The 14,910-nt window shown below is 61.0% G+C and carries 10 protein-coding genes; 5 read left to right on the top strand and 5 right to left on the bottom strand.

The window, feature by feature from the left end; translation table 11 throughout:
• The first annotated feature begins 244 nt into the window (after window positions 1–244).
• Window positions 245–2,005, top strand: a complete 1,761-nt coding sequence (locus ADU59_RS23730) for a putative bifunctional diguanylate cyclase/phosphodiesterase (RefSeq protein ID WP_068957226.1) — start codon at window positions 245–247, stop codon at window positions 2,003–2,005.
• Window positions 2,006–2,019: 14 nt separating this feature from the next.
• Here ADU59_RS23730 and ADU59_RS23725 read toward each other — a convergent pair whose 3' ends face one another.
• Window positions 2,020–2,868: a LysR family transcriptional regulator gene (locus ADU59_RS23725; RefSeq protein WP_068957224.1), complete on the bottom strand. Its 849-nt coding sequence runs from the start codon at window positions 2,866–2,868 to the stop codon at window positions 2,020–2,022.
• Window positions 2,869–3,132: 264 nt separating this feature from the next.
• Between ADU59_RS23725 and ADU59_RS23720 the strand changes: the two genes are divergently transcribed.
• The 3 genes from ADU59_RS23720 (at window position 3,133) to ADU59_RS23710 (ending at window position 9,461) form a co-directional block, all read left to right on the top strand.
• Window positions 3,133–5,580 carry a GcvT family protein gene (locus ADU59_RS23720; protein ID WP_068957222.1) on the top strand — a complete coding sequence of 816 codons (2,448 nt, stop codon included), beginning with the start codon at window positions 3,133–3,135 and terminating at the stop codon, window positions 5,578–5,580.
• A complete protein-coding gene (locus ADU59_RS23715; RefSeq protein ID WP_068957220.1) occupies window positions 5,577–8,024 on the top strand; it encodes a GcvT family protein in 2,448 nt (815 codons plus the stop codon). Before ADU59_RS23720 ends, ADU59_RS23715 begins: the two co-directional genes overlap by 4 nt.
• A 207-nt stretch (window positions 8,025–8,231) precedes the next feature.
• Window positions 8,232–9,461: an aromatic ring-hydroxylating oxygenase subunit alpha gene (locus ADU59_RS23710; RefSeq protein ID WP_068957327.1), complete on the top strand. Its 1,230-nt coding sequence runs from the start codon at window positions 8,232–8,234 to the stop codon at window positions 9,459–9,461.
• Between the two features lie 15 nt (window positions 9,462–9,476).
• On the opposite strand, the gene ADU59_RS23705 is transcribed toward ADU59_RS23710, so the two are convergent.
• Window positions 9,477–10,004, bottom strand: a complete 528-nt coding sequence (locus ADU59_RS23705) for a hypothetical protein (protein WP_068957218.1) — start codon at window positions 10,002–10,004, stop codon at window positions 9,477–9,479.
• A gap of 158 nt (window positions 10,005–10,162) precedes the next feature.
• Here ADU59_RS23705 and ADU59_RS23700 point away from each other — a divergent pair, with 158 nt between their 5' ends.
• A complete protein-coding gene (locus tag ADU59_RS23700) occupies window positions 10,163–10,663 on the top strand; it encodes a YciE/YciF ferroxidase family protein (RefSeq protein WP_068957216.1) in 501 nt (166 codons plus the stop codon).
• Window positions 10,664–10,708: 45 nt separating this feature from the next.
• Here the strand turns inward: ADU59_RS23700 and ADU59_RS23695 are convergent, their stop codons facing one another.
• The 3 genes from ADU59_RS23695 to ADU59_RS23685 form a co-directional block, all read right to left on the bottom strand.
• Window positions 10,709–11,815, bottom strand: coding sequence for an ABC transporter substrate-binding protein (locus ADU59_RS23695; RefSeq protein ID WP_068957213.1), 1,107 nt, complete (start codon window positions 11,813–11,815; stop codon window positions 10,709–10,711).
• A gap of 1 nt (window position 11,816) precedes the next feature.
• Window positions 11,817–12,485, bottom strand: a complete 669-nt coding sequence (gene fhuF / locus ADU59_RS23690; protein ID WP_083198404.1) for a siderophore-iron reductase FhuF — start codon at window positions 12,483–12,485, stop codon at window positions 11,817–11,819.
• Window positions 12,486–12,585: 100 nt separating this feature from the next.
• On the bottom strand, window positions 12,586–14,775 hold the full coding sequence (locus ADU59_RS23685; RefSeq protein ID WP_068957209.1) for a TonB-dependent siderophore receptor: 2,190 nt from the start codon (window positions 14,773–14,775) through the stop codon (window positions 12,586–12,588).
• Window positions 14,776–14,910: the final 135 nt, after the last annotated feature.

Raw genomic sequence — 14,910 nt, 5'->3', positions numbered from 1 at the left:
GCTCCGGTCCTGTCAATTCGGGGTTGCGACGCGCCCTGCCGCATTGGCGCGGTGTTCGCGCGCAATTTCTCCTTCAGAAATTCCGTATAGATCCCATGAATGCAACTGTTTCCCTAAAAATAACACCGAATGGTTGCTTGTATTTCACAGTACAATCGGCGTTCAACAGAAAAATAGTTCTTTAGGAACCTTGGTGTAGAATGCGCTCGCGCTGAGGCGTGCAGAATCTTTCGCAGAGAAAACGATGAAGTCGGCGAGATCCGAACAGGAATTCCAGAATATTCTTCGCCGGTTGGAGCTTGCGCTTGACGCTTCTCAAATCGGCGTGTGGGAACACGATACGCGAAAAGACGAAGTTGTCTGGGATTTGCAGATGCACCGCCTGTATGGGACGGGGCGTGCGGAGACGCGCGTCAAGGCGCAGGTCTGGGTGAGCGCGATCCATCCCGACGACCGCGAGCAGGCCCAGGCCGATTTCGATGAGGCGATTGCCCGCAAGGGGGCCTATTCGTCGGAATACCGGATCATCCTGCCGGATGGCGCAATCCGCTATCTGCGGTCGCGGGCGCATTGTTTCGAGGAAGACGGCAGCCTCACTTTCATCGGCGCCGAATGGGACGTAACGACGGATGTGCTGCTCAATCGGGAACTGCAGCAGCAGAAGGCGATCGCCGAGGCGCGGGCGGTCGCACTTGAGGCGAGCACGCGGCGGATCGAATATGCCGCCGAACACGACTACCTGACCGGCCTTCCCAACCGCCGCTTCTTCGACCGGCGATTGGCGGAGCTTGCCGAACATGCCGGCCTTGAAAAGCTGGCGATCCTTCATATCGGCCTCGACCGGTTCAAGCAGGTCAACGACACGGCCGGCCATGCCGTGGGCGATGGCGTGCTGAAATCGTCTGCCAGGCGGATTGCGGCGGCCGTGCCGGCGAACTCGTTCATTGCCCGCGTCAGCGGCGACGAATTCGCGGTGCTGATTGCAAATTTTGCCTCGCTGGAGGACCTGAAGGCCCGTGCCGAGCGGCTGGCGCAGCAGCTGAAGCAGTCCGTCTGGCACAATGACGAAGTGCTGCGCACCGGCGCGTCGATCGGACTTGCGGCTGCCAGCGGCCGCAACGTCGCCAATCTGCTGGCCGAGTCCGACATTGCTTTACACCGGGCCAAAAAGCTCGGCCGGGGCCGGGTGGAAGTGTTTTCCGCGCAGATGAAGGCGCAGCTCAACAACGAGCGGCGTTTTGGCAAGCAATGTGCCCGCGGGCTGGAGAAGGGGGAGTTCATTCCCTATTATCAGGCTCAGGTCGACGCCCGCACCCGCCGCATCGTCGGTATCGAGGTTCTGGCGCGCTGGCATCACCCGAAACGGGGATTGTTGCAGCCGGCCGAATTTATCGAGATCGCCGGCAACCTCGGCATGCTCGACGACCTCGATGCGGCCATCCTGAAAGCGGCTCTGAAAGACCGGCGGGCCTGGATACGGCAGGGCGTGCGGGTTCCGCGGATCGCGGTGAACGTATCGGCGGCGCGGCTATCCGATCCGCTTCTGGTCGATGAACTTCAACGGCTGGATATCGAGCCGGATACGCTGTCCTTCGAACTGCTGGAAACCATCTTCCTGGATAACAGCGAGGATGGTGTGCTGGCCAATGTCGCAGGGCTGAAGGCGATGGGAATCGATATCGAGATCGACGACTTCGGCTCCGGCCACGCCTCGATCATCGGATTGATGAAGCTGAAGCCGCGACGGATGAAGATCGACCGGCAACTGGTTTTGCCGATCACGACATCGCGCGAGCAGAAACGGCTGATGCGCTCGATCGTCGACATCGCCAAGGCGCTCGATATCGAGGTCATTGCCGAAGGCGTCGAGACGCTGGAACATGCAAAGCTCCTGACGCGCCTTGGCTGCGATATCCTGCAGGGCTACGCAATCGCCTATCCGGTGCCCGCCGCCGACATGCTGGCGCGGCTGACGCAAACGCAGGAACTGGCCGGGCAGTATTGAAGGCCCCATACCAGCTATCGGGACAGCAAGTCCTGCATGACGCCGATGATGCGGCGATGCTGATGGGCGTGACGCGTGCGGATGCTGGTGGCGGCATAGACGGCCTGCGCAATCGGCGGGGCGTCTGTCACGGGAAAGGCAAAGCCGTCCCGCTCAAGCCCTATCGCCGTGATGTTGGTGACATAGGCCGCCCCGCTCAGTGTCTTGAGCAAGCCTGTAATGGCAATGTTCTGGCCTGACGCAAGCGGTGCCGCCGACAGATGCGGCAGGGCCAGGCGATGGGCCCTGTCGAATGCCGGAGAATAGACCGCCTGGATATAGGTTTCGGGAACAACGTCCGCGACCGTCCGTGCGGACGTGCTGACCAGCCTGTAGGTCAGCTCGCCGATCCGCTCGTAATGCAGGTCGGGCAGGTAATGCGGCGTGTAGAGAATGGCGAGGTCGAGGTCGCCGGCGGCAAGGTCGCGGTTCATCTGGCTGGAATAGTCGGCTTCCATGTAGATCGACGTTGCTGGCAGGTCTGCGCGGATAGCGGATAGCCAACGGCCGGCAAAGATTTCGGCCAGATCGTGCTGGATGCCGAGCCGCATGGAGCGCTCATAGGCTCCGGCATTTTCCACGGCCCGCGTTGCCTCATGCCACTGGTGCTGCAGCGCCTTGGCATGATCGAGAAAACGCAGGCCGGACGCGGTCGGTGCCGTGCCACCCTTGTTGCGGGTAAAGAGCTTGCGGTTGAACTGCGCTTCCAGCGCCTTGACGCGGTGGGAGACGGTCGACTGGGTGATGTTCAGCCGTTCCGCCGTCCGGTTGAAGCTGCGGGTTTCCATCAGGTCGAGGAAGGTTTCGATGAGGTCGATCTGCATAGTGCCTCTGTGCGTCGATGGAAAACCCCTCCCCAACCCTCCCCACAAGGGGGAGGGAGCCCCACTGCGCAAGCCTCACCTTCGTGGTCCCGCGACGTGAGGTGCGGCATATGCGGTAAACTCCCTCCCCCTTGTGGGGAGGGTTGGGGAGGGGTCTTCATCCCGATTCAATCTAATCGAATTCCTCGATCAATAAAGCGAAATCTGACCGCTTGATGCCAGCCGTCTTCATTGCCAAAACTGGTCCCAAACAAGGGAACAGACATGTCGAATTTGCCGTCTTACGCACGCGTCGTGATCATCGGGGGAGGCGCTGTCGGGGCGTCTGCGCTCTACCATCTGGCCAAGGCCGGATGGAGCGACTGCATGCTTCTGGAAAAGAACGAGTTGACGGCGGGCTCGACCTGGCATGCGGCGGGCAATGTGCCGACATTTTCGTCGTCCTGGTCGATCATGAACATGCAGCGCTATTCGGCCTCGCTCTACCGCGAACTCGGTGGGCTGGTCGATTATCCGATGAACTATCACGTCACGGGCTCGATCCGGCTCGGTCATTCGAAGGAGCGGTTGCAGGAATTCAAGCGCGTCGTCGGCATGGGCCGCTATCAGGGCATGGATCTCGACATCCTGTCGCCCGATCAGATCAAGTCGAAATATCCGTTTCTCGAAACCCATGATCTGACCGGCGCACTTTACGATCCCTATGACGGCGATATCGATCCGGCCCAGTTGACGCAGGCGCTTGCAAAGGGTGCCCGCGACATGGGCGCGAAAATCTTCCGCTTCTGTCCCGCCACCGGCGCCCGCCGGGAAAACGGCGAATGGATCATTTCCACGCCGCAGGGCGAAATCCGCTGCGAATATGTCGTCAATGCCGCCGGTTATTATGCTCGCGAGGTCGGCAAATGGTTCGGCCGCGACGTGCCGATGATGGTGATGAGCCATCAGTACATGCTGTTCGAGGAAATTCCGGAACTGGCGGCATGGTCGAAGGAAGCCGGGCACAAACTGCCGCTGTTGCGTGATGTGGACAGCTCCTATTACCTGCGGCAGGAAAAGACCGGCATGAACCTCGGTCCCTACGAGAAAAACTGCAAGGCGCACTGGATCACGCCCGACGACCCGATGCCGGAGGACTTTTCGTTCCAGCTGTTTCCCGACGATCTCGAGCGGCTGGAATGGTATCTCAATGACGCCGTCGAGCGCGTGCCGATCCTCGGCACCGCCGGCCTGTCGCGGATGATCAACGGTCCGATCCCTTATGCGCCGGACGGCAACCCGCTGATAGGGCCGATGCCGGGCGTGCCGAACGCCTTCGAGGCCTGCGTCTTCACCTTCGGCATCTGCCAGGCGGGCGGCGCGGGCAAGGTGCTGGCCGAATGGGTGACCGAAGGGCAGACCGAGTGGGACATGTGGTCCTGCGATCCGCGCCGCTTCACCAGCTTCACGGATCAGAACTATTGCATCGCCAAGGGCATGGAAATCTACGGCCACGAATATGCCATGCATTTCCCGAAACATGCCTGGCCAGCCGGCCGCAACAAGAAGCTGTCGCCGATCCACGACCGGATTGCGGAACTCGGCGCGCAGTTCAAACCCTACAACGGCTGGGAACGCGCCAACTGGTACGCCAAGCCGGGTGACGACGCGTCCGAAGAATCGACGCAGACCTGGAATCGGGCGGGGCCTTGGCAGAAGCGCATCGAGGAGGAATGCCTTGCGGTGCGTGATGCCGCCGGCATTCTCGATCTTCCGGGCTTTTCCCGTTTCCGCTTGAAGGGCGAGGGTGCGCGCGACTGGCTGCTCGGCCTCATCACCGGCAAGGTGCCGAAGCCGGGGCGTATCGGCCTTGCCTATTTCTCCGACGACAAGGGGCGCATCGTCACCGAAATGTCCGTCATGGCGCTGGAGGAGGATTTCTTCTTCCTGATCACGGCAGCGACGGCGCAATGGCATGATTTCGAATGGCTGAAGAAGCATATGCCTGATGACGCCGTGTTTACGCTGGACGACGTGACGGACAGTTTCGCCTGCCAGATTCTGTCGGGGCCGAAATCCCGTGAGATCCTTGCCGAGGTCTGCGGTGCCGATCTCGCCAAAGGCTGGCTGACGCACCAGTCGGTGCCGATCGCCGGGCGCTGGTGCCAGCTGGTGCGGGTGTCCTTTGCCGGGGAACTCGGCTGGGAAATCCATACCAAGATCGACGATACCGCTGCGATCTTCGACGCCGTCTGGGCGGCGGGGCAAAAACATGGCCTGAAGCCCTTCGGCATGGAGGCGCTGGATAGTCTGCGTATCGAGAAGGGCTATCGCGCCTGGAAAGGCGATCTCTCGACCGACTATACCATCCTGCAGGGCGGCTTGGAGCGTTTCGTCGATTGGGCAAAGCCGGACTTCAAGGGCAAGACTGCGCTGGAACAGGAGAAGCAGCAAGGCGTGACCAAGCGTTTCGTGACGCTGGTGGTCGATGCCGGAGACTGCGATGCACCCTATATGTCAACGCTCTGGCATGACGGCACGGTGGTCGGCGAGACGACATCGGGCAACTGGGGTTACCGGATCGGCAAATCGGTGGCGCTCGGCATGCTGCGTGCCGATCTCGCCGAACCCGGAACCGAAGTTGAGGTCGAGATTTACGGCGACCGTTTCAAGGCAATCGTGCAGGCTGATGAGCCGCTGTTTGATCCCAAGAATGAAAGACTGCGCGCATGAGCAAGGCTATCCCCACAAAGGCCCGCGCGGTCATCATCGGTGGCGGTGTATCGGGCTGTTCGGTTGCCTATCATCTGGCCAAGCTCGGCTGGACCGATGTCGTGCTGCTGGAGCGCAAACAGCTGACGTCGGGCACCACCTGGCATGCGGCGGGCCTCATCGGCCAGCTGCGCGCCTCGCAGAACATGACCCGGCTCGCCAAATATTCGGCCGATCTCTACACCAAGCTCGAGGCCGAGACCGGCATCGGTACGGGCATGCGCCAATGCGGCTCGATCACGGTGGCGCTGACGGAGGAGCGCAAGCAGGAGATCTACCGACAGGCTTCGCTTGCCCGTGCCTTCGATGTCGATGTGCGGGAAATTTCGCCGGATGAGGTCAAGGCGATGTATCCCCATCTGAATATTTCGGATGTCACGGCCGCCGTGCATCTGCCGCTCGATGGCCAGTGCGATCCGGCTAATATCGCCATGGCCTTGGCCAAGGGTGCGCGGCAGAACGGCGCGACCATTCTCGAAGGCGTCAAGGTGACGGCTGTCCACAAGAAGGATGGCCGGGTCTCCGGCGTCACCTGCGAGCAGAACGGCGAGACGTTCACGATCGAGACCGAGAACGTCGTCAATGCGGCCGGTATGTGGGGCAGGGAACTCGCCAATATGTCCGGCGTCACCGTGCCGCTGCATGCCTGCGAGCATTTCTACATCGTCACCGAGCCGGTCGCCGGGCTGCAACGCCTGCCGGTGCTGCGTGTGCCGGACGAATGCACCTATTACAAGGAGGATGCCGGCAAGATGCTGGTCGGGGCCTTCGAACTCAAGGCCAAGCCCTGGGGTATGGACGGCATCAGCGAGGATTTCTGTTTCGACCAATTGCCGGAGGATTTCGACCATTTCGCGCCGATCCTCGAACAGGCGGTCAACCGCATGCCGATGCTGGAAACGGCGGGGATCCACACTTTCTTCAACGGCCCGGAGAGCTTTACGCCGGACGATCGCTACTATCTTGGCGAGGCGCCGGAGCTGAAGGGCTACTGGGTCGCGGCCGGTTACAATTCCATCGGCATCGTCTCCTCCGGCGGTGCCGGCATGGCACTGGCGCAGTGGATGAACGACGGCGAGCCGCCTTTCGATCTCTGGGAAGTCGATATCCGCCGGGCGCAGCCGTTCCAGAAGAACCGGACCTATCTCAAGGAACGCGTCACCGAGACGCTCGGCTTGCTCTATGCCGACCATTTCCCCTATCGCCAGATGGCCACCGCGCGTGGCGTTCGCCGTTCGCCGATCCATGAGCATCTGAAGGCACGCGGCGCGGTGTTTGGCGAAGTGGCCGGTTGGGAGCGGGCCAACTGGTTTGCGAAAGAAGGCCAGGCGCGCGAATACCGATACAGCTGGAAGCGGCAGAACTGGTTCGATAATCAGCGCGACGAACATCTGGCTGTGCGCAACGGCGTCGGTCTGTTCGACATGACCTCGTTCGGCAAGATCCGCGTCGAGGGCCGCGACGCACTGGCCTTTCTTCAGAAGCTCTGTGCCAACCAGATGGATGTTGCGGCGGGCCGCATCGTCTATACGCAGATGCTCAATGCCCGCGGCGGTATCGAGAGCGATCTGACGGTGACGCGGCTTTCGGAAACGGCTTTCCTGCTGGTCGTGCCCGGCGCAACCTTGCAGCGTGACCTCGCCTGGCTGCGCAAGCATGTCACTGATGAATTCGTCGTCATCACCGATATGACGGCATCGGAATCGGTGCTTTGCGTCATGGGGCCGAAGGCGCGCGAGCTGATGCAAAAGGTCAGCCCCAACGACTTCTCCAATGCGGCCCATCCGTTCGGCACTGCCCGGGAAATCGAGATCGGCATGGGTCTCGCCCGGGCTCACCGGGTCACCTATGTCGGCGAACTCGGCTGGGAGCTTTACGTTTCCACCGACCAGACGGCGCATGTGTTCGAGGCGCTGGAGGCGGCGGGGGCGGATGTCGGCCTGAAGCTCTGCGGGCTTCATACGCTGGATTCGTGCCGCATCGAAAAGGCCTTCCGCCATTTCGGCCATGACATCACCGATGAGGATCATGTGCTGGAAGCCGGCCTCGGCTTTGCCGTTCGGGCTGGCAAGGGCGATTTCATCGGCCGCGAGGCGGTGCTGAAGAAGCAGGAGGCTGGACTGTCGCGGAGATTGGTCCAGTTCCGGCTGGCCGATGCGGAGCCGCTCTTGTTCCACAACGAAGCGGTGGTCCGCGACGGCAGGATCGTCGGCACGATCACATCCGGCAATTACGGCCACCATCTCGGCGGTGCGATCGGGCTCGGTTATGTGCCGTGCAAGGGTGAAAGCGAGACGGATGTGCTGGGCTCGGCTTATGAGATTGAGATTGCCGGGACGCGGGTGAAGGCGGAGGCGTCGCTTGCGCCGATGTATGATCCGAAGGCGGAGCGGGTGCGGATGTAGGTCCTTCGGTCTGGGACGAGAATTGCCCCTCATCCGCCCTGTCGGGCACCTTCTCCCCGTAAACGGGGAGAAGGGATAGGCGGCAGCCTCCGTCGTCCCCTCTCCCCGTTTACGGGGAGAGGGCTAGGGTGAGGGGCTCTTCCCGCCAGTATTGAGTGCGCGCGCCGGAACGCGATTTTTCCGGATGTTTTCAAGGAGATGAAAGCCATGCTCGCGCCAGACACAAAGACGACCGAAAAGCCGATGGACCGTATCGACCAGCTCGTCGCCGCCCACAGGCCCGGCCATGGCCTCACCCGGCCGTTCTACATGGACCCGGACATCTACGAGCGCGATCTGGAGCGCGTCTTCCGCCGCCACTGGCACTGCGTCGCGCATGAAAGCGTCATCCCCAAGCCGAACGATTTCGAGGTTTTTCGGATGGCGTCGGAGCAGGTGATCCTGACCCGGCATGCGGATGGCACGATCCACGCCATTCTCAACGTCTGCCGCCATCGTGGCGCCGAGGTCTGCACAAAGGACAAGGGTAATGCCCGCGTCTTCGTCTGTCCCTACCATGCCTGGACCTATGGTAATGACGGGGCGTTGAAGGCTGCCCGGCTGATGCCGAAGGATTTCAAGCGGGAAGACCATGGGCTGAAGACGCTGCATGTCCGCGTCGTCGAGGGGCTGGTGTTCATTTCCTTCGCCGACAACCCGCTCGATTTCACCGAGGTCGAGAACCTGCTGCATGCCACCTGCGGGCAATATGGCTGGGCACAGGCCAAGGTGGCGCATCGTCAGAGCTATCCGGTCGATGCCAACTGGAAGCTGGCGGTCGAAAACTATGTCGAGTGCTATCATTGCGGCCCGGCGCATCCGGAATATTCGCAGACCCACGCGCTGGAACAGCCGTTGCATATGATCGAGGCGCTGAATGCGGCGATGGAGGAGCGGACCTGCGCGCTCGGTATCCAGATCGGTTCCGGCGATCACTGGCAGACATCGGCAAACGGCAAGGAGACCATCCATGCCTTCCGCTATGCGCTCTATGATGGTGTGAAGACCGGCAGCCAGGACGGCTCGGCGCTCGCACCTCTGATGGGGCGGTTCACCGAATTCGACGGCGGCGTCACCTCCGTCCATCTCGGCGGCACGTCGTTCCTCGTCTGCTATCCCGATCACGGCATGATCTACCGTTTCATTCCCAAGGGCCCCGAGGCCTGTGAGATGGAACTGATCTGGCTGGTCAACGGCGAGGCGCAAGAGGGCGTCGACTACGACCTCGAAAAGCTGAAATGGCTGTGGACGGTGACCACCGACGAGGACAAGTCGATCATCGAGCATACCTCACGCGGCGTGCGTTCGCATTATTTCGTACCGGGTCCGATCGCGCCGATGGAGCAGAACGAACTGCGTTACATCAACTGGTATCTGGACGAGATCAGCCGGGCCTGACGCACCGGCGATCCGTTATGGGGCGGCGATGCCCTGGACGTTGGAAACCCGCGTCGACCATTTCGGCGCCGTCGGCTCGATGCCGAAACGGTTGGGGAAGGTAAAGAAGGTTTCGAATGTCTGGCTTGCACCAGCCGGCACGCGCGCCAGAATGAGCGCGGTGTCTTCACCGATCGTCTTGCACGCATTATCCGGGCAATCTTCGAGCGTCACCGTCAGATTGAAATTGGTGAGATTGGCCGGGCTATTGTTGAGAACCGTACCGGTGACGCGGTAGCTGGTATCGGGCCGGTTGCGGGTGAATTGCAAGCCGTCGAGCACGATCTCCTCCGGCTGAATAACTGGGCGGCTCTGGGTCAGCGGCGGCTGGGTGTCGGCGGCGTCCTGCGATCCGCCGTCTCGCAGCCAGATCACGAAGGCGGATAGAAGCCCCAGTGCCACAAGGACGCTCAAAACCGGTTCGGCAAAGCGCCGGAAACGCGACGAGCGCATGGCGAAATAAACAATCAAAAGGCCTGCAAGCGCAGGAAATATCCAAATCATCAAGATCCTCCCATCCCTATATAGGCGGGGCGTCGCCGTGAGGGAAGCGTTTCGCGGCACGATCCAGTGATTGTTCCGTGAAGTGGAACAAAGCCCGTTGCAACCCGTTTCCCGCAGGTCGCCGACGACATGTGTTCATCATGAAAAGGAAGAGACCAATGGCCGGAAAAGCCCTGGAAGACCTGTTTCACGACATGCTCAAGGATGTCTATTACGCCGAACGGAAAATTCTGAAGACCTTGCCGAAAATGGCAAAGGGCGCGCAGAGCCCGCAGCTGAAGGCCGCTTTCGAAAAGCATCGCGACGAAACCGAAGGGCAGATCGAGCGCCTGCAGCAGGTGTTTGAAATCTTCGGCAAGCGTGCCACCGGCAAGACCTGCCCGGCCATCGACGGGATCATCGAGGAAGGCGAGGAGATCCTCGACGAATTCAAGAATTCGCCGGCGCTCGATGCCGGTCTTCTGGCCACGGCGCAGGCGGTCGAACATTACGAGATGGCCCGCTACGGCACCTTGAAAACCTGGGCTGCGATGCTCGGCCTCAAGGATGCGGTCAAGCTGCTCGACGAGACGCTGCAGCAGGAGGGCAAGACCGACCACGCCCTGACGAAGCTGGCCGAGGCTTCGGTCAATGCAACGGCCCTCAAGAAGGCCGCGTAGCGAAGATCATCACATTGGCCGGATATCCCCATATCCGGCCATTCTCTATTTCAGGCTGATCCAGTAGGAGCCCCTGAACGGAACGGCGGCAAAGCGTTCGTTGATTTCCGCGAGCGATGCGTCCGGATCGACATCGGCAAACAGCTCCGGCCGCAGCCAGTGCGCAAAAGCCTCCGCTGCGAGAATGTTCAGCGGCACGGCATTGAAGAAATTCCACAATCCGTGCACGCGCCCTTTCTGCACACCGGACAGGTTGGCCAGAACCGGGTTCTTCACCGCTTCACCGAGCGTCCTGCGGGCCTCTTCGGCGGGAACGCCGGGGCCGACCGAAAACACGCTGTAGGTTCCGCCCGGCGAGGCGGTGGCGATGTAGACCTCCGGGTCGGCTGATATCAGGTATTCGCTGCTGACCATGCCGCCCTGCCGCGGCAGGTTCTTGTCGGCGATATTGCGGCTGCCGGTGATGCCGATGAATTCGCCAAGGCCGCCGGTTCCATAGGCGTAGCAGCATCGATCCGGATTGGGAAAGGCATCCATCACCACGGTGGGGCCGGGTTCCGGATTGGCCGCGACGCGATCGGTGATGCGCTTCAGGTGGTCCTCGTAGAAGGTGGCAAAGGCGTTTGCCTGTTCTTCCCGCTCCAGAATCCTGCCGAGCAGCCGCATGTTGTCCGGCGTGTTCTTGAGCGGATCGCTGTTGAAATCGACGACAAAGACCGGAACGCCGATGGTTTCCAGATAGTCGATCGCCCGTTTGCCAAGCTCGGTATCGGCCTGCCAGTTCGCCAGGATCGCAAGGTCGGCCTTCAGCGACAGGATGGTTTCGAACGACAAGCCGTCGCCGGTGCCGTTGCCAATGATCGGTACGTCGGCGAGCTTTGGAAATTTCGTGACAAAATCCTGGTAGATTTCCGGATTGTCACCCTTCATGTCGCCGGACCAGCCGGCCAGCAGGCTGACGGGATCCGGATGGATCAGCGACAGCGCCACCAGATTGAAGCCGCTGCCGAGCAGGATCGCCTTCGGCTTTGCCTTGATCGTCACCTGCCGGCCAACCGAGTCAGTCAGTGTCATCGGCCAGCGGTCTTGTGCATTCACGATCGGGGCAAAGGCCAAGAGCAGGCCGAGTGTCAGAAGAAAAAGGCGTTTCACGTCATTGCTTTCTTTGGGCGGGCAGGGCGCAGAGATTGCCGCAACTGGGAATACCGGGCAGCAGGTAACGCAGGCAACAGATCTTGCGGCGGCAGACGGTCTCTTCTCCGTCGATCTCGTGGCGCAGGCAGCCGAGGAAGGGGTTGGCCGAACCATCCGGCAAATGCGGCGCTGAAAACAGCGAGCGCGAAGCCCAGGCGTCGCCGTCTGCCGGGCGCTTCCGTTCGGTGGCGTTGAAGGCGTAGTCGATATAGACGGCCGCGTTGTTCCAGGCGAGCTTCGGGGCAATGCCGCCCTGCGTCTTCAGGTGTGCGACGATTTCGGCAAGGTTCTGGCTGACCAGAGGCATCACGAAGGAGAGCAGATCGCCCTCTTCGCTGTCGCTCCAGTCGCCTTCATCGGCAAGGCCCAGCGCACGCGGCAGCCCGTCCTCGGCCAGCGCGATCGTCATGCTGCGGGCGGCGACCGGCAGCGCATGATGGGCCCGGCGGGCAACGATATAGGGGATGGTCAGAAGCGAGAAATAATAGAGCGACCACATGGAGGCGACCGCGCGCCTGTCGGTGCCGCCCCGGCTCGCCGCATAGGTATCGAGGGCAGCGGAAAAACCGCCGGAGCCGAAGAAATCCGAAATCGGGACGGCGCCTTCGATGTCCGAAGACAGCATCATCTTCTCGCCGCACCAGGCATGCTCACCGGCAAAGACTGCCTTCAGGCTGGAGGCCCCGAAGGCAGTCTTTGCGTCGTGGTTGGCGTTGACGGTCAAAGTCTCACCAGCTGTATTTCAGCGAACCGATAACGGCACGGCCCTGGTCGCGATAGCAGAAGCCGGCCGAGCAGACTGCGTCACGCCGGTCAAAGACATTGGTGGCGTTCACCTGCAGGCGCAGGCCTTCGTACTTCTTGTCGATCGCCGCGAAATCATAGTGGGCAGCGGCGTCGAACAGGGCACGCGACGAATTGCGCATTGTATTCTGGTCGTTGCCATAGCTGGATCCGAGGAAGCGGACACCTGCTCCAAAGCCGAGGCCGGCGCCCGGGCCATCTTCGGGCAGGGTGTAGTCCGCCCACAGAGAGGCCATGTGGCGCGGCACGGAAGAAACGGAATTGCCAACCGTATCCGCAGGGCCCTCGGTGATCTTGATGTCGGTATAGGTATAGGAGGCCACCAGCGACAGGCCGTTGTCGAGGCTGGTATTCGCCTCGATCTCGAAGCCGCGTGAGCGCACCTTGCCGCGTTGTACCTGGATATTTGCAGGGCCGGTCGGCAGGTCAACAACTTCGTAATAGAGGCTGTTCTTCTGGTCGATATTGAAGAGAGCGGCAGTAATCAGAGTGTTGCTGTTCGGCAGGAGATACTTGACGCCGATTTCTTCCTGCTGGCTCTCGGTCGGCTTGAACGGCTGGCTCGTTTCTTTGTTGACGCCGGCGTTGGGGGAGAACGCGTTGGAGTAGCTGATATAGGGCGCAAGGCCGAAATCGGTCTCATAGGTCAGGCCGATGCGGCCGGAAAATGCCTTGTCCTTCTGGGACACAGCGTCCACCGCGCCAGTGGCGAGAGTGGTCGTGTCAGTATCGGTGGAGACCCAATCATACCGCCCACCAGCCGTCAGCGTCCAGGCATCGTAACGGATCTGGTCCTGCAGGTAGGTGCCGAGCTGCCACTGATCCTGCACGACGCGCTCGCTGAAAGCGATCGGATCGGTCGGACGGCCTTTCGTCGGATTGCTGGTGTCGAGTGGCGGCGTGTAACCATACCCATTCAGGGAACGGAACCGCAGCTTGGTATAGTCGATACCTACGAGGAGCGTATGATCGAGCGCGCCAGTATCGAACTTCGCTTCCAGCTGGTTGTCGATGGTGATCGCTGTCATGCGTTCGTCGAACGTACCGGCACTGCTGTCGAGCAGCGTGGGATCGACCGCGTTTGGTCCGTAGGCGAAGGCCCAGTCGGTGTCGATGTTCAGCGTCGAGACGCGCATGTTCTGGCGGAAGGTGAAGACGTCGTTCAGCCGATGCTCGAACTCGTAGCCGACGCGGGCCTGGGTCTGTACGGAATCGTTGAAATCCGGATTGCCAGCGAAGATATCGGTGACTTTGCCGGTCAATGGATCATTATAGTAGGCAGCAGAACCGCCCGTCTTGGTGCGGGAGTATTCACCGAGGATGGTGAGCTTGGTATCTTCGTCCGGCTTCCAGGTGAACGCGGGAGCGATGTAAGCACGATCGTCGGGAACGCTCACCTGCTCCGTATCGGAGCTGCGTAGAAGGCCCGTCATTCGGTAGTAAAGCGGGTCGGTTTCGTTGATCGGGCCGGAGAAGTCGAATTGTCCCTGATAACGATTGTCGGTGCCGTATTGCAGCTGCAACTCGTGGAGCGGCTCTTCCGTTGGCCGTTTGGTGATCAGATTGAAAAGACCGCCGGCACCGGATGCTCCGTACAGCGCCGATGAGGGACCACGCAGGATTGAAACGCCTTCGAGACCATAGGGCTCGGTTTTGAACAGGGAGGAGCTGGCGCCGGGCTGGCGCAAATTGTCCCGGAAGACGCCGGTATACGTGACGTCGAAGCCGCGCACCGTGAAGGAATCGAAACGGGGATCAAAGCCGTACCCGCCAACGCGGGCGCCGGGCGTATAGGCGACGGTATCGAGGAGAGTCTGCGGATTGCGATCCTTCAGTTGCTGCTCCGTAACGGAGGAAATCGATTGCGGCGTCTGCAGGAAGGGTGTGTCGGTTTTGGCGCCGGTGGCACTGCTGGTGCCGACATAACCGTCAGCAGTAATGACGCCGCCACTACCGCCGGTGACGGTCAGCGTCTCAAGCGTCGTCGTACCATCGCTTGCCGTCGTGGACTGCGCCGCGTCCTGCGCAAAGGCTGTCAGCGACAGCGCCAGCAGCGAGGTGCCGGCAAGGGCGAAGCGGATGGTGGAACGGGTGGCGGAGCGAAGATAGGGCATGTCATGCACTTTCCGGATAGGCAAGATCAATAAGATGACTCGTTCTATCAAGATTAGCTTCGCGGAGAAGTGAAATCTATGAGTTAAGTACTCATGTTTATAGGGGTGTGGGATTTGCGCAACATTTCAGCAATC

The sequence above is a fragment of the Pararhizobium polonicum genome (assembly GCF_001687365.1).
GTDB classification, from domain to species: Bacteria; Pseudomonadota; Alphaproteobacteria; order Rhizobiales; family Rhizobiaceae; genus Pararhizobium; species Pararhizobium polonicum.
The sequence above is the reverse complement of the archived record's forward strand: the minus strand, read 5'-3'. Positions and strand labels throughout refer to the sequence as shown.